Source organism: Ketobacter sp. GenoA1 (genome assembly GCF_003671475.1).
GTDB lineage: Bacteria > Pseudomonadota > Gammaproteobacteria > Pseudomonadales > Ketobacteraceae > Ketobacter.
Genome location: NZ_RCHM01000020.1, coordinates 173,375 through 194,555 on the forward strand (window position 1 = coordinate 173,375; position 21,181 = coordinate 194,555).

Sequence of the window (21,181 nt, forward strand, 5' to 3'; positions counted from 1 at the left end):
CTGATCAGTTAGATAATTTCGAAGTAGCGCTTCAGTTCCCAATCGGTAATATGCTTGCGGAATTCCTGGGCTTCCCAGAGCCGGCTTGCCACATAGTGCTCTACAAACGCCTTGCCGAACAGATCCTGGGCCACCTGGGACCTGGCCAGTTTCCCCGCCGCCCGTTCCAGAGTTTCCGGTAATGCCAGATGATCGGGAAAATCCTGTTCATAAGCATTACCCTTCACCTGGGGTTCCAGTTGCAGCCGCTGTTCGATGCCCATTAAGCCGGAGCCCAAGGCCGCCGCCAGCGCCACATAGGGATTGGCATCGGCGGAGCCAAAACGGAATTCGACGCGCTGGGATTTCTCTGAGCCGGGAATCACCCGCAGCGACGTGGTGCGGTTTTCCACCCCCCAGGTAGCGTGCGTGGGCGCCCAGAAACCGGGCACCATACGACTGTAAGCGTTAACGGTTTGCGCATACATGGCGGTAAGCTCTGCCATGTATTTCTGCTGCCCCGCCACAAACTGTTTTTGCAGTTCACTCATGGTGTGTAAGGCACCGGCCTGATAAAACACCGGCTGGTGATGTTTGTTGTGCAGCGAAATATGGATGTGGCCGCTTTGCCCGGGATAGTCGTTGGACCACTTGGCCATAAAGGTGGCCATCATGTCGTGCCGTTGCGCCCACACTTTGGTGAAGGTCTTGAACAACAGCGCCTTATCCGCTGCTGCCATGGCCTCATCCACGGTAATGGCCGCCTCCAGCACACCGGGGCCGGTCTCGGTGTGCAGGCCTTCCAACGGGAAATCCATCTGTTCGCAGAGGGCCAGCAGCTCCTGATACAGTTCCGCATGCACCGAGTTACGCAGCACGGAGTAACCGAAAAAACCCGGCGTAATCGGCACCAGATTCTGATATCCCTTGGCCCGCACTGAATGGGGGGTTTCATTGAACAGAAAAAACTCGTATTCAAACGCGGCTTTGGCCTCAAACCCCATGGCACCGGCCATATCCAGAATGCGTTTCAACAAACCCCGTGGACAAATGGCTGCAGCCGCCGACTCAAACTCGGCCAGAAAAAACAGCATGCCCGGCTCGGCGTACACATCCCGGCAACTGTGTGGCACGATACGCACCGGCGCATCCGGATAACCGGTCTGCCAGCCGGTGTATTGAACGTTCACCCCTTCGTAAAGCTGGTCATTGCTGTCCCAGCCCAACACTACATCACAGAATCCGAAGCCTTTATCCAGTGCGGAAAAAAATTTCTCCCGGCTCATGTACTTGCCCCGGATAATACCATCGAGATCCGCAACACCCACTTTCACATGGGTCAGCTCGCGCTCCTGTACAATGGCTTTGGCCTGCTCAATGGTATGAACGTTTCGTGGATCCATAGGCGCGGACATCAGCAAGCTCCTCCCGGGCTATTGTTCTGATTGGATTATCACCACTATAGCGCAATCTTACTTGAGATAGACGTGACAATCAGATGAAAACGCGGCGTTGGCGGCATGCTTATTCCAGATACGTGTAACCGGTCAAACCTTCCCGCAGTTCCTTCAGGAACGCCGCCTGCTCGCCACGACTGAGATCCGTCAACACCAGCTGTTCATGAATCTGTTGCTGCAGGTGCATGGTATCGAACTGTACATAACGCAGAATGTGATCCACGGTGTCCCCTTTCAGGGTATTGATAAAACGGAACCCACCATTACCATCCAGCGCCACATCCACGGCATCGGTGTCACCAAACAGGTTGTGCATGTCACCCAGTATTTCCTGATAGGCCCCCACCATAAAAATCGCCAGGGACATCCCCTGCTGATCATGCCACTCCGGCAGCGGCAAGCTGGTGGCCAAATCATGAGTATCCACGTACTGGTCAATTCTGCCATCGGAATCACAGGTAATATCCTGCACCACACCACGCCGTGTTAAGGGCTGATCCAATCCGGCAATGGGCAGTACCGGAAACACCTGGTTAATCCCCCAGGCATCGGGGATGGATTGAAACAGGGAGAAATTCAGGAACACCTTGTCCGCCAGCTTTTCATTGAGCTCGTTGAGAATATCCTGATGGGCGCGGGATGACAGGTCCAGCTTAAGCTTCAGTGCCTGGCAGGCCGCGCCATAGATTTCTTCCGCCTGGGCCTTGTGGGGCAGGCTCAGCACACCGTGGGTATACATATCCTGGGCCTCACCCAAACGGTACAGAACCTCGTGATACAACTCCGACAGAGAGCGGCTGCGTTTTGCCCACTCGATCTCATGAAAGCAGCGCGCCAGCTCTTGCAGCACCACCGGTGAATCCACGTTGGGCTCGGTGGGCTGCCGCGCGGCCGGGCTTTCCACCCCGATCACGTTGCTCACCAATACCGCATGATGGGCCGTCAAGGCCCGCCCGGATTCCGAAATCACGTCCGGTAACGGCAAACCATCCCGCTGACACACTTCATGCAGGGCCAGCAGGATGTTATAGGCATACTCTTCCATGGAATAATTCATGGAACAAAAGCTGCGGGAGCGGGTGCCTTCGTAATCCACACCCAGCCCCCCGCCCACATCCACCACCTGCACCTGGCAGCCGGCTTCGCGCAGGGCCGAATAATAGCGGGCAGCCTCTTTCATACCACTTTGGATATCGCGGATATTGGAGATCTGAGAGCCCAGATGAAAGTGCAGCAATTGCAGGCGATCCAGTGCGTTGTGCTCGTTGAGGGTGTGGATCACCTGCAGTATCTGGGTGGCGGATAACCCGAACTTGGATTTTTCACCGCCGGTATTCTGCCAGTTACCCTTGCCGATGGAGCTGAGGCGGGCGCGCAAACCAATGCGCGGCTTAACCTGCATGGCGCTGGCCTCATCCAGCACCAGCTGCAGTTCGCTCATCTTTTCCACTACGATGTAGACTCTGCGCCCCATCTTTTCACCAATCAGGGCCAGGCGCACGAATTCGCGATCCTTGTAGCCGTTGCATACGATAACCGAGTCGCCCCGGCTCAAGGCCAGCACCGCCATCAGTTCAGGCTTGCTGCCGGCTTCCAGCCCCACACCACAGCGCGGATCCTGAACCCCGCCATTATAGATTTCCTCCACCACGCGGCGCTGCTGATTCACTTTGATGGGGTACACCGCCGTGTAGCGCCCTTTATAATCCAGGGTATCCATGGCGCGCACAAACGCCATGCTGAGTTTGCCCACCCGATCCCGCAGAATATCCACAAAACGCAACAGTAACGGGGTCCGCATACCGGCATCCTGTGCCGCCGCCACGATCTCCTGCAGGGGCACCTTGACGGCAGTGGTGCCTACGCCCAGCAACCCCTGCTCGTTAATGTCAAAATAGCCGTCGCTCCAGTTATCGATACTGTAAGTGTCACGGGCGGTGTTGATGATGCTGCTGTCAGACATGTGGTGGGGTTCCAGATTGCAGATTAGGGCGAAAGGACGTTATTGTAGACCTATACGCCTCGCGTCAAAAGCGCTTGGTAATCTGTCCATTTTGAGTTATTTTGCGCGCCGCATCCAACCCCATTTAATCGGGAGCTACACCCCATGAGCGAATCTTCCAAAGGCAACTGGTTCACTGAGATATTTGGTGAAGAAGGCACCTCTTTCGGCCTTGAAATCACCGAGAAACTGCATGCAGAACAAACCCAGTACCAATATTTGGAAGTCTATAACACCCGCACCTTCGGCAAGCTGATGGTACTGGACGGTTGTGTCATGCTGACCAGCCGGGACAACTTTCTGTATCACGAGATGATGACCCATCCGGCACTCTTTACCCACCCCAACCCGAAAACCGTCGCCATCATCGGTGGCGGTGACTGTGGGACTTTGCGGGAAGTTCTGAAACACGCCGGTGTGGAGAAGTGCACCCAGATCGATATCGATGAACGGGTGACCTGGGCCTCCCAACAGTGGTTTCCGGAATTGTGTGAGTCCAACACCGACCCGCGGGCAGAGCTACTGTTCGATGACGGCATTGCCTGGGTCAAAAACTGTACACCGGGCAGCATGGACCTGATCATCATCGACAGCACCGATCCGGTGGGTCCGGCGGAAGGCCTGTTTGCAGTGGATTTCTACCGGGATTGCCTGCGGGCTCTGAAACCGGAAGGTCTGCTGGTACAACAGAGTGAATCCCCCCTGCTGCACAGTAACAGCATCATCAAAAAAATTCATGAGGATATGGCCGCTGCCGGCTTTCATCAATGCCACACCCTGCCGTTCCCGCAACCGGTTTATCCCACCGGCTGGTGGTCCTGCACCATGGCCAGCCCGCAGGGTTCGGTCACCCAGTTCCGGGAACAGGACGCGGCCGAGAAACCATTTGCCACCCAATACTACAACCTGGGCATCCACAAGGGCGCCCTGGCGTTACCTGAATTCATGAAGCGGGATCTGGGCAAGTAAGCGCAACAACGTCACCACCGGCGGGGCTCAGGCCTCGCCGCATTCTTCCTTATATTGCTGCTTGAGGCGGGCCCGATAGGCATCGGCCTGATCTTCACTCATGTACTCCCGGGTGCCGTCCTCTTTTTCATCATAGAAGTGGGTGTACTGATCAATGTAACCAAGCCGGTTTTTGAAGCGGGTGCAGTACTGCGCATGCTCTTCGGCTTCACGGGCCACTTGGGCTTGCTGGGCCTCCTTTGCCAGACGTTCTTCCTCGAGCATCTTAACCAGCTTTTTTTGCCGCTGCAGCCGCTCAAAATCGGACAGATCACGGCTGGGAGCAGGCTCTTCCGCCTGCGGCAGGTCTATTTTCTCCACCGCGCCCTGATCCGGCGCCCGGTCGGAAAAATGCACCTTGCCACTTTCATCCACCCAGCGGTAGACCTCCGCCTGCGCACTCGCCGCAAACAACATCCCCAGGCCAATCACCACTGATTTCAAACATTCCATGGGCCACAATCTCATACGGTTATCCTGCTCTGCTATCACTCCCCCCTGAATTCACCAACATTATAAAAGTGATGGCAACCTAACACTATTTTCCCTCTGTATTAAAGCATTGGCTTTTCGTTGAGTAATGGCCGCCTTGTGTAACGCTCTACCAGGAAGGAAACAAGCACAAAAAAAGCCCCGGCACTGCCGGGGCTTTTAGCGGAGGGGAGAAACCCAGTAAGGCGCAGCGGTTAGCTGCGTCCTACGCGACGACGAGCCGCACCCAGGCCCAACAGACCCAGTGCCAGCAGACCGATTGATGCGGGTTCAGGCACGGCAACACCATCTTCAACGGTGTTTACCAACAGGCTGACATACTCAATGGCGAAATCATTATCGCCGTATCGGAAAGCCGATGCCTGAATGCCCACGTTACCCCAACCTTCGCCGCTCAAAGCTGCCAGCTGGTCATCACTCAGGTCAAATTCAACGGTGTAATCCGTGCTGCACAGCATGCAGTCTGTGCCATTCCATGTGTAGCTGCCCAAGCTGAACAGTTCCGCTCCGGTCTGAGTGTTCCAGGCAGTCAGGCTTACGGTGGTTTCTTCGTATTTCCAATCTTCGGAATACATGCCCAGAGTCAACAGGCCTGAATCCCAGGCGCCGAATGCGCCGGAAGCGTCATTGGTCAGAGTCAGGGCTGAATCGGTACCCACGCCGTAGGTGGCGTTGTCATACCACATATCAAAACCAAAGGTATAGGTTTCCCCTTCCCATACGTTCTGATAGCCCTCATAGGACTCATAATACGGCGCAGCCATAGCTGCAGACGCAGATACGGTCAGTACCGCTGCGGCCGCTAAAGTTTTAACAGTCTTCATCATCATTACATCCTCAAAATAAGCGGGAACCCCCAACACCACCTTATTTAGCAATAAACAGGCCAATAAAAATACTCATATATATCAACAAGTTAAAACATCTAACGGAGTTAGGTGTTAAGTATGTCGACAATATCGTGAACCAGATCACAGTTTGAAGTGAAATACGGAGCAAAAAAAAGGCTCCCGAAGGAGCCTTTTTCGATCTTGGGTAGGATCTTGCTGATTATTTACCGCTACCGGTAAATTCCGGATACGCTTCCATACCACACTCAGCCAAGTCCACACCTTCGAACTCTTCCTCTTCGGATACCCGGATACCCAGTACCGCTTTCAGGATGGCCCACACAATCAGGGACACAATGAACACCCAGAAGAAGATAGTCAGGGCACCGATGATCTGGCCGCTGAAGCTCACGCCGTCGTTGGTCAGCGGTACCAGCAACAGACCCAACAGACCGCAAGTGCCGTGTACAGAAATGGCACCCACAGGATCGTCGATTTTCAGCTTATCCAGCGCCAGGATACTGAACACAACCAGCACACCACCAGCGGCACCGAACAGCGTTGCTTCCAGGGCGGTCGGGGTGGAGGGTTCTGCAGTAATGGCCACCAGACCGGCCAGGGCACCGTTCAGCAGCATGGTCAGGTCAGCCTTGCCAAACAGCAGGCGGGCGGTGATCAGGGCAGCGATGGAGCCACCGGCCGCCGCGGTATTGGTGTTCAGGAACACCATGGCCACAGAGTTGGCGTTAGCGATATCACCCAGCTTCAATACGGAACCGCCGTTGAAACCGAACCAGCCCATCCACAGAATGAAGGTACCCAGTGTTGCCAGCGGCAGGTTGGCACCCGGGATCGCGTTGACTTGTCCGTTAGCGCCGTACTTACCCTTACGGGCACCCAGCAACAGCACACCGGCTAAGGCAGCAGCAGCACCGGCCATGTGCACGATACCGGAACCCGCGAAATCAGAGAAACCCAGGTCACCCAGGTTGTACATGCCGAACACGTCGGCACCATTCCAGGTCCAGCTGCCTTCCATTGGGTAGATGAAACCGGTCATCACCACGGCAAAGGCCAGGAACGCCCACAGCTTCATTCGCTCAGCAACCGCACCGGATACGATGGACATGGCGGTAGCAACGAACACAACCTGGAAGAAGAAATCAGAAGCACCGGAATAGATGGAGCCGCCTTCAAAACCGTCTTCACGGCCGGCAAACTCACCCAGGGTGGCGGCCACGTCGACATCGGCGATGCCGGACAGGAACACACCGCCGTCGTACATGATGTAATAACCGCACACCAGATACATGATGCAGGAGATGGCAAACAGAGCCACGTTTTTGGTCAGGATTTCGGTGGTGTTCTTGGAACGAACCAAACCGGATTCGAGCATGGCGAAACCTGCCGCCATCCACATTACGAGCGCGCCGCACACCAGGAAGTAAAAGGTGTCCATCGCATATTGCAGGTGAAAAATATTGTTTTCCACGGTCTTGCCTCCGCAAAATTAAAAATAAATAGGCATGGATTTTTAGGGTGAAACTGTTTTAGATCGCGTCAGTACCGGTTTCGCCAGTACGGATACGAATCGCCTGTTCCAGAGGCGTAACAAAGATCTTGCCGTCACCGATTTTGCCGGTGTTGGCAGCCTTGCTGATGGACTCGATCACCTGGTCCAGCAGGTCATCGGAAGCCGCAACTTCAATTTTTACTTTGGGCAGGAAATCCACCACATATTCTGCTCCACGATACAGCTCAGTGTGGCCTTTCTGTCGCCCGAAGCCTTTCACTTCAGTAACAGTAATACCCTGAACCCCAATTTCAGACAGTGCTTCACGCACGTCATCGAGTTTGAATGGTTTGATTACAGCAGTAACCAGTTTCATAAGAACATCTCCTATTAATGCTCGAAAGCTTAAATTGCTACGGTCCCGTTATTCGCAAATCAGTGCAATCGCCCAGCATGCTGCCCAATCGCGGAACATGCACAGGTGTTAGCACAAACCATGCCTATTAGTTTTAATTGCGAAGAATCAAGCGTTTAACCCTAAAACGCTAGGGTTTTACCGCCATGATGGCACCATTATATCGCACCAAAAGCATGCACGCTGCGCCAAATGAAGGCTTCATTATGGTGCGCGTGTGTTTTCCTGACGCATTTTGGTGACTCCCCAAAGGGGCGTGATACACTGCCGCCTAGATCATGAAGGAGCTATCATGAACCGTCAGGAAAACTTAGTAAACCGCATTTTGGAATTGGTGCAGGAACGCCTGCCCCAGGATATTGGTGAACTGGGACAGGATTTACGTCATAACCTGGGCGCGGTGATCCGGGAATCGCTGGCCCGCATGGATCTGGTCACCCGGGAAGAATTTGACGTTCAAACCAAGGTGCTGGCCCGCACCCGAGCGCGGCTGGAAGACCTGGAAAAACAGGTTTCAGCACTGGAACAAGGCCCGTCCGGGCCGGATAGCCCTGTAAAAAATGCCGACTGAGTGGCTGTTTATCGCCTGATATTTGGCTAGTATACTGCCTGTAATACCACCCATAGAAAACAGCTCCTAAGGAGAACACCGTGAGCCAAGCAAACGCATTACAACAATGGGTCGCCCGCCTGCTGGCAGCCACCATGGTCGTGGTCAGCATATTGAGTGCAAGCGCCCAGGCAGCCATGATTCCCACCCAGAAAATGCTGTCGGATGCAGACCGCGAATCCACCCGGGCCCAGGTATTGGCCGTGCTGGATCAGCAACAGGCCCGTGACACCCTGCTTAGCCTGGGGGTTGACCCGGCGGATGTGGAACAGCGTGTGGCAGAAATGACAGCAGACGAACTGCAGGCCTTCAGCACCCAGGTTGAAGAGATGCAGGCCGGCGGCAGCGTGGTCGGCTTTGTGGTGCTGGTGTTTGTGATTCTGATCGTGCTGGATCTGCTCGGTACCACCAATATTTTCCCAGCTATCAAGCCTGTCAACAATCAGTGATCCGACTCGTTTTGGGGCTCAGCCTGCTGCTGGCAGGCTGTTCCCTGAACCCTCCATTCACCATTGATCCCACCCTTTCGCAACGCATCCCGCCCAGCGCCGAGATCATCGACACCCCATTTATAGAGCAGGCCGATTTTCAGTGCGGGCCGGCGGCCCTGGCCATGGTACTCAATTATTACCAGGCAGGCGTGCAACCGCAGCAACTGGCGGCCCAGGTATTCACCCCCAAAGCCCGGGGCAGCTTCCCGGTGGAGATGGACATCGCCAGCCGCCGCCAGGGTTTCATCAGTTACCCGGTGGATTCCCTGGACCAGTTACTGGAGGAATTGGCCACCGGGCACCCGGTGCTGGTGCTACAGAACCTGGGCATAGACTGGTTGCCGCAATGGCATTTCGCGGTGGCAGTGGGCTATAACCTGCAGACCCGGGAACTGGTGCTGCGCTCCGGTGACCTGAAACGGCGCATCACCCCGTTAACCGTGTTTGACAACACCTGGCAGCGCAGTGAACGCTGGGGCCGCGTGGTACTGCCACCGGACCGGGTTCCCGGCACGGCAGACCCGGTCCGCTATACAACGCTGATCCACGGCCTGGAGCAAATCGGGCATCAGGCATTGGCGCAACAGGCCTATACCAGCGCGACCCGGGCCTGGCCGCAATCCCCTGCCCCCCGCTTTGCCCTGGCCAACCTGTTGCTCACTACTGAACAGGCCGATGCCGCCTCCGCACACTATCAGCAGTTGCTGTCACAACACCCCCGGCTGACCCAGGGGTGGAACAATTATGCCTATGCCCTGCGCGCGCAGGGTTGTCTGGAACAGGCTGAGCGGGCAGCCCACTGCGGGCTGCAACTGGCGCCCCAGGATACCAACTTGCGGGACACAGTGGCGGAAATGAGCCGGCGGCCATCCGGCCAATCACCCCGGCCCTGCCCCCCCATTCAATGCCCGGCGCCTGCACGCAGCGACCTGCAATAGCCCGCATCCGGCCTGTAAAAGAGGCATACCCCAGTTCCAGCGGCTATATTTAACGGACTGACAACATAAGAATTAGAATCGGACATCAGGTTTGCATCCAACATCTCCCTACACCCGCCTGGCCCCCTTGGCCTGGCTCATGGTTCTGTGCTGTTCCTGGCTGCAGGCAGCAACCATTGATGCCTCGGTTAATCTGGGTCGGATTGAACTGGGCGATCAGGTACGTTATCTCGAAGATCCCGGCGGCACACTCACCTATGATGACATCCGGCACCGGCAGGACTGGACACGCAATGACGCGTCCACGTTCTCCCAAGGTTACAGCACCTCTGCCTGGTGGCTGAGCCTCGAACTGCAGAACCCTCAACCGCAGACATCCTGGCTCCTGGAATTTGCCTACCCGGTTTTGGATCACCTGCAGGTCTATGTCCGGTACGAAGACGGACGCCTGCAGGAATTTATCCTGGGTGACAAGCTACCCTTCTGGTCCCGCCCGATCCAGCATCACAACTTTCTGGTGCCGTTGACCCTGGACACCGGCACCAAGGCGCAGGTTTATGTCCGGGTTGAAAGCACCAGTTCACTGATGGTGCCCATCATTCTGTGGGATGAGAACAACTTCCACACCCTGCAGGTGGGGCCCACCATCATGCACGGCATTTATTACGGCGGCCTGCTGATTATCGCCTTGTATAACCTGCTGATCTATTTTGTCCTGGGCGAACGGGCCTACCTGTATTACGTCAGCTATATCGTAAGCCTTGCGCTGTTTGTGGCGGGCCTGCAAGGCTGGAGTTTTATGTTTCTGTGGCCCAATGCCACCCAATGGAATGACCAGTCCATTCTGGTGTTTCTGGCCAGTTGTATTTTGTTCGCCGTGTTGTTCACCCGGCGTTTCCTGGCCACCGACAAGCCGTTTCAACCCTGGGCCAACGGCTTTTTCTTTGGCTTCACATTGCTCTGTTGCGGCGCCATCGTGGCGAGTTTTTTTACCACCTACACCCATGTGATCAGTATTCTGGTGCCGGTGGCCCTGGTGGCGTGCGTCATGGGATTGATAATCGGCATCGTGGCCTGGTTTGAGAAACGGCCGTCTGCACCCTACTACACGTTGGCCTGGGCTGCGCTGTTCGCCGGCGGTATCGTCATCGTCCTCAGTAAAAGCAATGTCATTCCCACCAACCTGTTCACCGAGTACGCTCTGCTGATCGGCTCACTACTGGAAGCCTTACTGTTGTCGTTTGCGTTGGCCGAGCGCATCAACAAGGAACGCTCCCTGCGCATCGAAGCGCAATCCCTGGCTCTGCAGACACAGCGCCAGGCCAACGAGGCACTGGAACAAAGAGTGGCCGAACGCACTGTGGAACTGGAGCAGGCCAACCAGAAGCTGAAGACATTAAGCGATACTGATCAGCTGACCGGCCTCAAGAACCGGCGTTACCTTAACCAGTACCTGGAAGATGAGTTCGCCCGCTGCATTCGTTACCAACACAGTATTGCCATTTTAATGATTGATATTGATCACTTTAAATCCGTGAATGACAACTACGGCCATCTGGCGGGTGATCAATGCCTGAAGGTGGTGGCAGAGCAGATACAGGCATCCAATCGGGCCCCCACCGACCTGGCGGCGCGCTACGGTGGCGAGGAGTTCTGTTTTGTCCTGCCGGAAACCGATAGCGAGGGGGCCACAGTCGTCGCCCAGCGGGTATTGCAACAAATTGAAAACACCGTTATTCCGCTGGAATCCGGTAATCTGAGGGTGACCTGCAGTGTAGGCCTCTATGCCGGTATTCCCAACTCACCTAAAGACGTTAACCTGTTTGTGAACCGGGCTGACGCGGCACTCTATCAGTCAAAACAAAACGGCCGCAATTGCCTAACCAGCTTCAGTGAGGCAGGTTCGGATTAGTATTGCACGTTTTTTGGGCAGCTGCGGGGCTCTGTTCTATAGTTATTAATTAACGACAACCGACGCAGCAGCAGCATGGTCAACCCTCAAAACAGCAAAAGTCTCCGCCATCTCTATTGGGGCCTGATACGGCTGCTGCTGATCGGTGTGTCATTATTTTCCTGCGGTGTTTCTGCACAAAACAGCCTTGATATCGGCAGTAATTTCCGGCAACAGGATGCCGGCCTGTACACGCTCCATTACCTGGACCCAACCGGTGAGCTGACCGTCAATGACATACGTCGCTTGCCTGAGGAGCAGTGGAGCATCCCCCAGGCAGAAACACCCTCTTATGGTTTTAGCCGTGATGCCCTGTGGATCAAGCTTGACCTGACAAGCAGCGCACCAGCGGATGTAGAGCTGGTACTGAACATCGCCTATGCGGCGCTGGATCAGATTGACGTCTTTATCGAGAATAACGATCGGTTTACCCATTACTACCGTACCGGTGACACCTTTCCGTTTGCCTACCGCCCTATAAAAAATCACCAGTTTGTTTTTCCCTTCCACGCCTATTCAAGCATACAACATACGATTTATATGCGGGTGCAGACCCAGGGTGCGCTGCAGGTTCCTATTAGTGTCTGGAACCTAGTGTCTGGAACCGCAATCACTTCTTTGAAGATCAACAACCATTATGGGTGGCTGAAAGCATCTATTACGGTGTCATGGTGGTGATGATCATCTACAACCTGTTTATTTTCAGCATTGTGCGTCATCCCAGCTATGTGTTGTACGCCTGCGTTGCGTCCAGCAGTTTCCTGTTTAACGCTGCTATTCAGGGTTTCGGTTTCCAATATCTCTGGCCCTGGCTACCCGCTATCAACACCTGGGCCATCCCCGCCAGCATCGCGCTGTTCGGCTGCTCCAGCATGTTGTTTGCCATCTCGCTGCTGGACATCAAGCGGCGTGCTCCGCGCTTGTACAAAGTAAAACTGTTGTTTTTCAGTGTCTGGGCCACTCTCCTGGCAAGCAGTTTCGTGCTGCCGTACCATAGCAGCATTGTGCTGACTTCCGGTTTCGGTGTCGCCAGTGCCTGCATCAGTGTTTTCACCGGGTTTTACATGCTGTATGCGGGGCAACGGGTGGCGCGCTACTACTGCCTGGCATTTACCTGCCTCATCGCCTCCTGGATGATCACGGCCCTGAGCAAATTCGGTGTTATTCCCAGCACCGTGCTGATCGAACACGCCATTCAGATTGGTTCCTCGCTGGAAATCATCCTGTTGTCGTTTGCGCTGGCGGATCGCATTAATATGGAACGATTAGGCAGGGAGCAGGCGCAAAAACAGGCTCTGGAAAGCGAGCGCCGCGCCGCGCAGGAACAGGCCCGCTACCTGGAACTGAAAATGAATTCAGAAATTGAAGAGGTGAAAACCCGCGAAAAAATCCTACGCGCCGAAGAAACCAGTAAAGCCAAGAGCGATTTTCTGGCCACCATGAGCCATGAGATCCGCACTCCCATGAACGGCGTATTGGGGATGGCCGCGCTACTGCAGGATGCGGATTTATCACCGGCCCACCGACATTATGTTGATGTGATTGCCAGCTCCGGCAAAGCACTGCTCAATATCATCAATGACATTCTCGATTATTCCAAAATCGAAGCCGGTAAACTGGATATCGAACACATCGACTTCGACCTGGATCAGTTATGCCTGGAGTGCGCCTCCGTATTCTCTGTCACCGCGGAAGACAAAGGCCTGGAGCTGCTCTGCTCTTTGACCCCCGGCACACCGACGTTTATCAACAGCGATCCAACCCGCTTGCGGCAGATCATTCTCAATTTGATGGGCAACGCGTTCAAGTTCACCAACCAGGGCCGCATCAGTTTACGGGTCAGCGAAATACCGGAGCAGCGCGACGGCAAACGGCATGTGCTGAAATTTGCCATTACCGACACCGGTATCGGGATTAGTCACGACAATCAATTAAACCTGTTTGAAGCGTTTTCGCAGGCGGATAACAGCGTCACCCGCCAATACGGCGGCACTGGATTGGGCCTTAGTATTTCCAAACGCCTCGCTCATCTGATGGGGGGGCAAATTGGTGTTGAAAGCCAGGAGGGGGAAGGCAGCTGTTTCTGGTTCACCATTCAATGCGAGTTAGCCGACGCAAAATTCACCCGTGCCAACATCGTGTCACTGACACCTTTGAAAGGTAAAAAGCTGTTGATTGTGGATGATTCACCGGAGTTCACCCGTGTGATCAAGGAACAAACCGAAGCCTGGGGTATGCGGCCCTCGGTGGCCTACTACGGTGAAAAAGCACTGCAGATGTTGCGGGAAGCCTCCCAGGCCGGTGATCCTTTCGAACTGGTGACCCTGGATATGAACATGCCCGGTATGAACGGTGTGGAATGTTCCCGCCTGATCCAGGCCTCCGCTGACATTGCCGAATGCCACCGCATTCTGTTAACAGCCATGCGCAATACTCCGCCTGCCGCTGACCTGAAGACGGCAGGCATCGATATGACCATCCAGAAACCGGCCTCCGTACGGGGGCTGCGCCAGGCGCTCATGAGTGTGCTGCAACAACCCGCCACCGAGCACGAGCCATCGCAGAATCCTCCCTTCATGCCGCTGTCGGAAAAGCGCGTATTGGTGGTGGAGGACAACACGGTCAATCAGATGGTGATCACCAGCATGCTGAAAAAACTGGGTATGCACACCAGCGTGGCCTGCAACGGCGAGGATGCGGTGACGCTCTACACCAGACACCACCGGGACTTTGATCTGATCCTGATGGACTGTGAAATGCCGGTGATGGATGGTTACGAAGCCAGCAAACGCATTCGTCAGTGGGAACAGGAAACCAACCACGGCCCCATTCCCCTGCTGGCGCTGACCGCACACGCCCTGCCTGAGCATACGGCGAAAGCGCTGCGCTCGGGTATGAATGATCACATCGCCAAACCCGTGGATTTCACTATGTTGAAGGAAAAGCTGGTGGAGTTTCTGCTGGCGGGCGACTCGGACCAGGCCCGTGGCTGACGCTTGATTATCAGCCCTCTGTTTTCCCGGTAGCTGTCTATATACGGATAGCTATCATTCGGAGGGAACCCCCCATGGCCCTGGCCATCGTCAAAACCCGAGCCCGTGTAGGCATGAACGCCCCGGAGGTTACCGTGGAGGTGCACCTGTCCAACGGTCTGCCCGCCTTCAATATTGTGGGCCTGCCGGACGCTGCAGTCCGCGAAAGCAAGGAACGGGTGCGCAGCGCCATTCTCAATTCCGAGTTTGATTTTCCCCAGCGCCGCATCACCATCAACCTGGCGCCCGCCGACCTGCCGAAAGACGGCGGTCGCTTTGATCTGCCCATTGCCATCGGCATTCTGGCGGCCTCCGAGCAAATTCCGGCAGCGGCTTTGGAACAAACAGAATTTGTCGGGGAACTGGCATTGTCCGGCCAGCTGCGACCGGTGGAGGGCGTGCTGACGGCCGCCATCGCCGCCACGGAGCACCAACACAGCCTGTTCGTTCCGGCGGCGAACGCCGCTGAAGCCGCCGTGCCCAGACACAGCCGGATTTTCCCCTGTGGTCACCTGATTCAGGTGTGCGGCAACCTCAAACAACCGGCGTCGGCGCAACCATTTCAGAGCGCGGACCCAAAAGACGCAGAGCCCGGCATGGACTATCCCGACCTGGCGGACGTGAAGGGCCAGCACCAGGCCAAGCGCGCGTTGGAAGTGGCCGCAGCCGGCAAGCATAATCTGCTGATGATGGGCCCCCCGGGTGCCGGTAAATCCATGCTCGCCGCCCGCCTGCCGGGCATTCTGCCGCCTATGACCGATGCAGAGATGATGCAAACGGCAGCCATTCACTCCGTATCCCGCATCAACTCAAGGCCGCTGTTTCAACGGCCCATCAGAACCCCCCACCACACCGCCTCCGGGGCCGCCCTGGCCGGCGGTGGCAGCAACCCCAAACCCGGTGAAATTTCCCTGGCACACAACGGCATCCTGTTTCTGGATGAGCTGCCCGAGTTCCCCCGCAAAGTACTGGAAGTACTGCGGGAACCTCTGGAAAGCGGCGAGATCGCGCTTTCCAGGGCCGCTCAGCAGATCACGTACCCGGCCAATTTTCAGCTGATTGCCGCACTGAACCCGTGCCCCTGCGGCCACCCCGACAAGCCGCCGGAAGGCTGTAACAACCCTCAACTGTGCTGCAACAAATATCAGAGCAAGCTCTCCGGGCCGCTGCTGGACCGCATCGACATGCACATTCAAGTGGATGCCCTGCCCATCAGCGAGCTGCAACATCATGAGCGGGGTGAGTCCAGCGACAGCGTGCGGGATCGGGTCAGCAGTGCCCGGCAGATTCAGTTACAGCGTCAGGGTTGCCCCAATCACGACCTCAGCGCCAAACAACTGGATACGGTGTGCGCTTTGAGCGAGAACGATACCCGCTTCCTGCAAACGGCGGTGGAGCGACTGGGGCTGTCCGCCCGCGGTTACCACCGTATCCTGAAGGTGGCACGCACCCTGGCGGACCTGGAACACAGCGCCGCCATCAGCAAGCGCCACCTCACTGAAGCGCTGTCCTACCGGGCTTTGTTTGCCGTTTAGCGGGAGCGGTACGTGCCGGCAACCAGGCAGCATTCCATTTCAAATTTATTGAGCATACGCTCAATATAATGTAGGCTTTCCCTTGTCATGGGCGCTTTGCATTGGCAAACTGACCAACCAGTCACAGAATAAGAACTCACATTCCAGAGGGGACCGCTATGGACCTGGGCAAGAACGCCACCATCCGCCTGCAGCCGGAAGACGAATACATGCATCCCATTGAAGCCGCCTCCAACTTCAATGAAAGCATGTACATCAACCTGTTTGATCATCAGCAGCAGTGCGGCGGTTGGTTTCGGGTGGGCAATCGCCCCAACGAAGGCCATGCCGAAATGTCTTTTTGTTTTTATCTGCCCGATGGCAAGGTGGCGTTTATGTTCCAGCGCGCGCCCATCAGCAACAACAATGCCCTGGCCGCCGGCGGCATGAAGTTTGAAGTGGTTGAGCCCTTCAAAACGCTCAAGGTGCGCTACGAGGGCACGGTTGTGTTGCTGGCAAATCCACAGGATATGGAAAACCCGAAAGCGGCGTTCAGCAACAATCCAACCCATCCCGCCCACGCCGAGATCACCTTCAACGGTATGACCCCGGTGTACGGAGGTGAAGCGGTGGATGAAAACGGCAACCCCATCGAGGAAGATCCGGATGAATCCTTTGCCCGCGGCCACTACGAACAACACATGACCGGCAGTGGTTGGGTCACCATCGGTGGCCAGCGCTTTTCGCTCAGCGGCTTTGGCCTGCGCGATCATTCCTGGGGGCCGCGCTATTGGCAGAACCTGTACTGGTATCGTTGGCTGCCCATGGTGTTCAATGATCAGTTCGCCGTTAATGTCTCCATCGTGCGCATGGCCAGCGGGCGCCACCATGTGTGGGGCATGGTGTACGACTGCCGCAACGGCGGCCCGGCGGAATACGACTTGATCGAACAGGCCGAAATGCGTTCGGTGCTGGATGAGCACCATCAGGCCCAATCCCAACAGGTCAGCCTGACCACCGTCAGTGGCCGCCGCTATCAGTTAAATGGAACTGCGCTGGCCTTGATCCCGCTGCGCAATCGACGCCAGACCGACAGCGGTGAATGGCGCAGCACACGCATCACCGAAGCCATGAGCCGATTTGAGTGCGATGGCGTAACCGGTTATGGCATGTCGGAATACCTGGATCAGATGGTGGACGGCAAGCCCGTCGGCATTGCCTGCTGAGGCCATCACCATGATACAACCGCACACGCTGCAACAGGCCCTGCAACCCATTGTGGCCGATACCGTGGATAAGCTTTGTCTGATCAAGCAATGCACCCGGCTTACCGCCGGGGCCTCGGCGGCCACCTGGCTGATTGCAACCAACCTGCAACCGCTGATACTAAGGCTGGAAGCCGGTGGCGAGCAATTCGGTACCTGTGTGGGCAAAACCATGGAAGCCAAAACCCAGCAGGCCGCCGCCGGTGCCGGGGCGCCGGTGGCACAGGTTTACCATATCCTGGAACAGCATCCGCAACTGGGCAACGGTTACCTGATGCAGGCACTGAGCGGCGAATCCCTGGCACCCAAAATTCTGAAAGCCCCGCACCTGCAGGCAGCCCGTGATCAGCTCACCACCCAGTGTGCCCGGGCGCTGGCACAGATCCACCGTATCGACACCGGCACGCTGCACTTTCTTCCGGTGCAGGATGCGGCCACCCAGTTGCATGACCTGCTGCAGATGCATCGCGGTTTCGGTGAAACACTGCCGGTGTTCAGCCTGGCGTTTCGCTGGCTGCAGGACAACATCCCCCCCTGCTCCCGACACACACTGGTGCACGGCGATTTTCGCCTGGGCAACCTGTTGGTGAATGAAGATGGTTTGAACGGCATTCTTGATTGGGAACTGACGCATCTGGGGGACCCGATGGAGGATCTGGGTTGGCTCTGCGTGCGCGCCTGGCGCTTCAGCCAGCCGGAGAAAGCCGTCGGTGGTTTTGGTGATCGCAGTACATTGTTTGCCGCCTACACTACCGCCAGCGGCGTTAGCGTGAACCCAAACCACGTGCGCTATTGGGAGCTGTTCGGCACCCTCAAATGGGGCGTCATCTGCCAGTATCAGGCCCATCGCTATCTGAGCGGACAGGTGCGCTCGGTGGAGCAGGCCGCCATTGGCCGCCGGGTGGCGGAAACCGAGTATGACATGATGCAATTACTGCATTCCATCGCGGAGGAATGACAATGCCATTAAACCGCCCACATAGACAGGAGTTGCTCACCGCGGTCACGGACTATTTGCGGCAACCGCCGGCAGACACTGAAGCCGACCGTTTTTATCGCCGGGTGGCCGCCAATGTGCTTGCCATTGTGCAGCGGGAAGAACTCCAGGCACCGGGTTTCCAGCAACTGGAAACCCGGCAACTGCAGACCTTTCTGGCAAGCAATGAAACCGATCCCGACATTCTGAATAAAACCTTATGCAGCGCAATTGAAAACGGCCACACCCCCATCAATCCCGCGCTGACCGGCATGCTGTTACAACTGGCCCGTGCCAAGCTGGAAATCGATAACCCCAAATACAACCGTTGAAGCATGCCCACCCTTGCCTGCAGCCGTGATAATATTCACCCATTCACATTGCATCTGGATACCACATCATGGGACGCGCACCGGGCAGACCTGCCGCTAATGCAGATACCCTTACCCGCGAACAGCTGCTCGAACACGCTTTCGAGGAGTTCTCACAAAAAAGTTTCAACAGTGTTTCACTGCGGGCTCTGGCGAAAAAGCTGGGGGTAAGTGATTCCCTGTTCAACCACCACTTCGGTTCCAAGCAAAAGCTCTGGAATGAAGTGGTGGATTCCATCATCGGCCATGAATTCAGTTTACTCATTGCCGATCTCAAACTGGACAGCGCCCTGGATAATCCGCTTTCCATGTTGCGCAATTACATCGTGGTCATGCTGGAAGTGGCGAAACGCAAACCCGCCATGTTCAAGCTGATATTCAGCGGGTTGAACGACGAAGAACAACGGGCATTGTATGTGCGGGATCGCTACATCAAACCCTACCTCAAGATTATCGACAAGGCCCTGGCCAACTGCATCGAGCGGGGTGAAATTCGCGATGTGTCCAATGTCACCCTGCATACCCTGATCCTGGGCTCGGTTGACATGCTGATTCGGCCGGACTTTGTTATGCAAAGCATTGTCGACTCCAAGCAACAGGGTATTGAAGTGCAATCATTGGTGGATGTAATCATGCACGGCCTGGCCCCGCGCTAGGGCCGGTTAACAGCGGTTACTCAAAACGGCGCGGTGTAACTTAACTCGAACAGGTACGCTGTGGCCGACGATGAAAACTCGGTGCCTGCGTAGGGGTTGTAAATAAAATTATTAAAGTGATCGGAACTGTTGGCATTGGTGCTGCCGCCGGCCGGCACCTGCGCATCCGCCGTCATATAACCCACACCGACTTCCAACACCTGATCACCGGGCATCAGCCATTCAAAACCCAGTGAAAACAATTGCGCGTCCCCCAGCGGCAACAACACGTCCTGCTTGTTGTCGGGGATGGAGGATTTACGGGGTTCATAACCGGCCCGCAACGCCAGCCGGTCGCTGTAACGATACTCCACACCGAAAGCCCAGTTCCACACACTCTTGTAGTGGCGGGGAATGGTCAGCTCCGTCAGCTCGGAATACGGGGATACCAATGTCGCCAGCTTGGTGAAATCCAGTGGCTGATCAAACTCCACTTTCAATCCATCCCATACTGCCCAGTCGGTCCACTTGGCATCAATGTTCAGTTGCAGCGTCGGCGTGAGCTGAACGGCAACCCCGGTGGCAAAATGGGCCGGCGTGACGATTTCAATGTTGGCCTCACCCTGTTCGATACCCCGGCCATGGGGGGAATTGGCCTGCCCGGTGGGGAACGCCACCAACATGGTGATAGTGTCATAGAGCCCGGATTGATAGATGCCATCGAAGAAGTTGACCCACTCCTCGTTGTATTCCAATCGGTAATAGCCTTTCAGGTTTGCTGTGCTTTCAAACTGGTACACCATCCCCCAGCTCAACCACTCCGTCACCTGCCACAACCAACCCACGTTAAAGTTGGGTACCAGCGGTGTTTCGGCATCGAATTCCAGGCTGGTGACATCGGTGAACGGCCCCAGGCGCGCTACCGATGGATCAAGGCCGCAGAAATTAATATAGGGGTCTGGATCGCCGGGCTCCGGACAGAGCCCCTGATTCTGGAAATCACGCGTTAGATTTTCACCGAACGCCAAGGCCATATTCGGCACCCGGATTTGGGTTTTGGCAGTGACCCCCTGCCAGGAAAACCCCAGTGACGCTCCCACTGAGAAGGTATCGGTAAGCTCCACCCCAAAAGAAGGCGAAAAATAGGTGATCTTGGCCAGGGACATGTGCTGCCCCATAAAACGGGCCGGATCATCATCATCCCGTACATAACCCGCTGCCATAGGCGCATACACTGCAGTGGCATAGGTCACATCGCTGCCGGCAGGATTGTAGGCTGCGCCACCCAACGGCAAAAACAGAACCGGCAGCGGCCACTCCGTTATCCCCTCCACAAAGGGTATGCGCAAACCGATGGTGGTGGTTTCGCTGGTACTGTATGCAGCTTCATCGTTGTAGCCGTTGTTATCCACCAGCTGTTGGGTGATGTCATCATAACCGCCAAATTCCACCGTAAAGCCAAACGAGGCCGCCAGTACTTTCAGGTTGTACTGACGCCCCTTCAGCCGGGTGAGCCCGGCGGGATTGAAATGGATGGCGTCCACACCGGGGGGATCCGCGGTCACCGCGTTACCCAGTGCCAATGCCTTGGCGTTGCCCATGGTAAGGTTTTCCACCAACGCCGCCCGGCAGGGCGAAACGTGGCCTGCCACCAGCATGACCACCAAAGTCCAGACAGTTCGAATGTTCATAGAGCCTGCGC

General features: G+C 56.0%; 19 protein-coding genes. 12 read left to right on the forward strand and 7 right to left on the reverse strand.

Features of this window, described 5'->3' with window-relative positions; all coding sequences use genetic code 11:
• Window positions 1-8: 8 nt before the first annotated feature.
• Both D9N13_RS06810 and speA read right to left on the reverse strand, forming a co-directional pair.
• Entirely contained in the window at window positions 9-1,394 is a 1,386-nt protein-coding gene (locus D9N13_RS06810) for a glutamine synthetase family protein (RefSeq protein WP_290587550.1), read from the reverse strand.
• A gap of 109 nt (window positions 1,395-1,503) precedes the next feature.
• Window positions 1,504-3,399 (reverse strand): biosynthetic arginine decarboxylase, encoded by a 1,896-nt coding sequence (speA, locus tag D9N13_RS06815; RefSeq protein ID WP_290587552.1) that lies wholly within the window; start codon window positions 3,397-3,399, stop codon window positions 1,504-1,506.
• A gap of 144 nt (window positions 3,400-3,543) precedes the next feature.
• On the opposite strand from speA, the gene speE reads away from it, so the two are divergent.
• Window positions 3,544-4,407, forward strand: coding sequence for a polyamine aminopropyltransferase (speE, locus tag D9N13_RS06820; RefSeq protein ID WP_290587554.1), 864 nt, complete (start codon window positions 3,544-3,546; stop codon window positions 4,405-4,407).
• Between the two features lie 27 nt (window positions 4,408-4,434).
• On the opposite strand, the gene D9N13_RS06825 is transcribed toward speE, so the two are convergent.
• The 4 genes from D9N13_RS06825 to glnK form a co-directional block, all read right to left on the reverse strand.
• A complete protein-coding gene (locus D9N13_RS06825; protein ID WP_290587556.1) occupies window positions 4,435-4,914 on the reverse strand; it encodes a DUF4124 domain-containing protein in 480 nt (159 codons plus the stop codon).
• A 218-nt stretch (window positions 4,915-5,132) separates the two neighbouring features.
• A complete protein-coding gene (locus D9N13_RS06830; RefSeq protein ID WP_290587558.1) occupies window positions 5,133-5,762 on the reverse strand; it encodes a PEP-CTERM sorting domain-containing protein in 630 nt (209 codons plus the stop codon).
• Between the two features lie 226 nt (window positions 5,763-5,988).
• Entirely contained in the window at window positions 5,989-7,227 is a 1,239-nt protein-coding gene (locus tag D9N13_RS06835) for an ammonium transporter (protein WP_411268144.1), read from the reverse strand.
• Window positions 7,228-7,318: 91 nt separating this feature from the next.
• The gene (gene glnK, locus D9N13_RS06840; protein ID WP_101893992.1) at window positions 7,319-7,657 is read right to left on the reverse strand and encodes a P-II family nitrogen regulator; all 339 of its coding nucleotides are present in this window, start codon (window positions 7,655-7,657) and stop codon (window positions 7,319-7,321) included.
• Between the two features lie 331 nt (window positions 7,658-7,988).
• Here glnK and D9N13_RS06845 point away from each other — a divergent pair, with 331 nt between their 5' ends.
• From D9N13_RS06845 to D9N13_RS06895, 11 genes are all read left to right on the forward strand, one after another.
• Window positions 7,989-8,267, forward strand: a complete 279-nt coding sequence (locus tag D9N13_RS06845) for an accessory factor UbiK family protein (protein WP_290587565.1) — start codon at window positions 7,989-7,991, stop codon at window positions 8,265-8,267.
• 80 nt (window positions 8,268-8,347) lie between these two features.
• On the forward strand, window positions 8,348-8,755 hold the full coding sequence (locus tag D9N13_RS06850; RefSeq protein ID WP_290587567.1) for a PA2779 family protein: 408 nt from the start codon (window positions 8,348-8,350) through the stop codon (window positions 8,753-8,755).
• Window positions 8,752-9,735 (forward strand): PA2778 family cysteine peptidase, encoded by a 984-nt coding sequence (locus D9N13_RS06855; protein WP_290587568.1) that lies wholly within the window; start codon window positions 8,752-8,754, stop codon window positions 9,733-9,735. Before D9N13_RS06850 ends, D9N13_RS06855 begins: the two co-directional genes overlap by 4 nt.
• Before the next feature lie 91 nt (window positions 9,736-9,826).
• Window positions 9,827-11,647 (forward strand): 7TM diverse intracellular signaling domain-containing protein, encoded by a 1,821-nt coding sequence (locus D9N13_RS06860; protein WP_290587569.1) that lies wholly within the window; start codon window positions 9,827-9,829, stop codon window positions 11,645-11,647.
• A 75-nt stretch (window positions 11,648-11,722) separates the two neighbouring features.
• A complete protein-coding gene (locus D9N13_RS06865) occupies window positions 11,723-12,364 on the forward strand; it encodes a 7TM-DISM domain-containing protein (RefSeq protein WP_290587572.1) in 642 nt (213 codons plus the stop codon).
• Entirely contained in the window at window positions 12,328-14,679 is a 2,352-nt protein-coding gene (locus D9N13_RS06870) for a 7TM diverse intracellular signaling domain-containing protein (protein ID WP_290587574.1), read from the forward strand. The genes D9N13_RS06865 and D9N13_RS06870 overlap by 37 nt, the downstream gene beginning before the upstream one ends.
• 74 nt (window positions 14,680-14,753) lie before the next feature.
• Window positions 14,754-16,253 (forward strand): YifB family Mg chelatase-like AAA ATPase, encoded by a 1,500-nt coding sequence (locus tag D9N13_RS06875; RefSeq protein ID WP_290587576.1) that lies wholly within the window; start codon window positions 14,754-14,756, stop codon window positions 16,251-16,253.
• Between the two features lie 158 nt (window positions 16,254-16,411).
• Window positions 16,412-17,458, forward strand: a complete 1,047-nt coding sequence (locus D9N13_RS06880) for a hypothetical protein (RefSeq protein ID WP_290587578.1) — start codon at window positions 16,412-16,414, stop codon at window positions 17,456-17,458.
• 10 nt (window positions 17,459-17,468) lie between these two features.
• Window positions 17,469-18,455: a phosphotransferase family protein gene (locus D9N13_RS06885; protein WP_290587580.1), complete on the forward strand. Its 987-nt coding sequence runs from the start codon at window positions 17,469-17,471 to the stop codon at window positions 18,453-18,455.
• A 2-nt stretch (window positions 18,456-18,457) separates the two neighbouring features.
• A complete protein-coding gene (locus tag D9N13_RS06890) occupies window positions 18,458-18,805 on the forward strand; it encodes a DUF6285 domain-containing protein (RefSeq protein WP_290587581.1) in 348 nt (115 codons plus the stop codon).
• A 68-nt stretch (window positions 18,806-18,873) separates the two neighbouring features.
• On the forward strand, window positions 18,874-19,500 hold the full coding sequence (locus D9N13_RS06895) for a TetR/AcrR family transcriptional regulator (RefSeq protein ID WP_290587583.1): 627 nt from the start codon (window positions 18,874-18,876) through the stop codon (window positions 19,498-19,500).
• Between the two features lie 20 nt (window positions 19,501-19,520).
• Here the strand turns inward: D9N13_RS06895 and D9N13_RS06900 are convergent, their stop codons facing one another.
• On the reverse strand, window positions 19,521-21,170 hold the full coding sequence (locus tag D9N13_RS06900; RefSeq protein ID WP_290587585.1) for an OmpP1/FadL family transporter: 1,650 nt from the start codon (window positions 21,168-21,170) through the stop codon (window positions 19,521-19,523).
• Window positions 21,171-21,181 lie beyond the last annotated feature (11 nt).

Coding starts and splice junctions, on each gene's coding strand:
- D9N13_RS06810 (WP_290587550.1), bottom strand. CDS start 1,394: ATGTCCGCGCCTATGGATCCACGAAACGTTCATACCATTGAGCAGGCC.
- speA (WP_290587552.1), bottom strand. CDS start 3,399: ATGTCTGACAGCAGCATCATCAACACCGCCCGTGACACTTACAGTATC.
- speE (WP_290587554.1), top strand. CDS start 3,544: ATGAGCGAATCTTCCAAAGGCAACTGGTTCACTGAGATATTTGGTGAA.
- D9N13_RS06825 (WP_290587556.1), bottom strand. CDS start 4,914: ATGAGATTGTGGCCCATGGAATGTTTGAAATCAGTGGTGATTGGCCTG.
- D9N13_RS06830 (WP_290587558.1), bottom strand. CDS start 5,762: ATGAAGACTGTTAAAACTTTAGCGGCCGCAGCGGTACTGACCGTATCT.
- D9N13_RS06835 (WP_411268144.1), bottom strand. CDS start 7,227: ATGGACACCTTTTACTTCCTGGTGTGCGGCGCGCTCGTAATGTGGATG.
- glnK (WP_101893992.1), bottom strand. CDS start 7,657: ATGAAACTGGTTACTGCTGTAATCAAACCATTCAAACTCGATGACGTG.
- D9N13_RS06845 (WP_290587565.1), top strand. CDS start 7,989: ATGAACCGTCAGGAAAACTTAGTAAACCGCATTTTGGAATTGGTGCAG.
- D9N13_RS06865 (WP_290587572.1), top strand. CDS start 11,723: ATGGTCAACCCTCAAAACAGCAAAAGTCTCCGCCATCTCTATTGGGGC.
- D9N13_RS06875 (WP_290587576.1), top strand. CDS start 14,754: ATGGCCCTGGCCATCGTCAAAACCCGAGCCCGTGTAGGCATGAACGCC.
- D9N13_RS06880 (WP_290587578.1), top strand. CDS start 16,412: ATGGACCTGGGCAAGAACGCCACCATCCGCCTGCAGCCGGAAGACGAA.
- D9N13_RS06885 (WP_290587580.1), top strand. CDS start 17,469: ATGATACAACCGCACACGCTGCAACAGGCCCTGCAACCCATTGTGGCC.
- D9N13_RS06890 (WP_290587581.1), top strand. CDS start 18,458: ATGCCATTAAACCGCCCACATAGACAGGAGTTGCTCACCGCGGTCACG.
- D9N13_RS06895 (WP_290587583.1), top strand. CDS start 18,874: ATGGGACGCGCACCGGGCAGACCTGCCGCTAATGCAGATACCCTTACC.
- D9N13_RS06900 (WP_290587585.1), bottom strand. CDS start 21,170: ATGAACATTCGAACTGTCTGGACTTTGGTGGTCATGCTGGTGGCAGGC.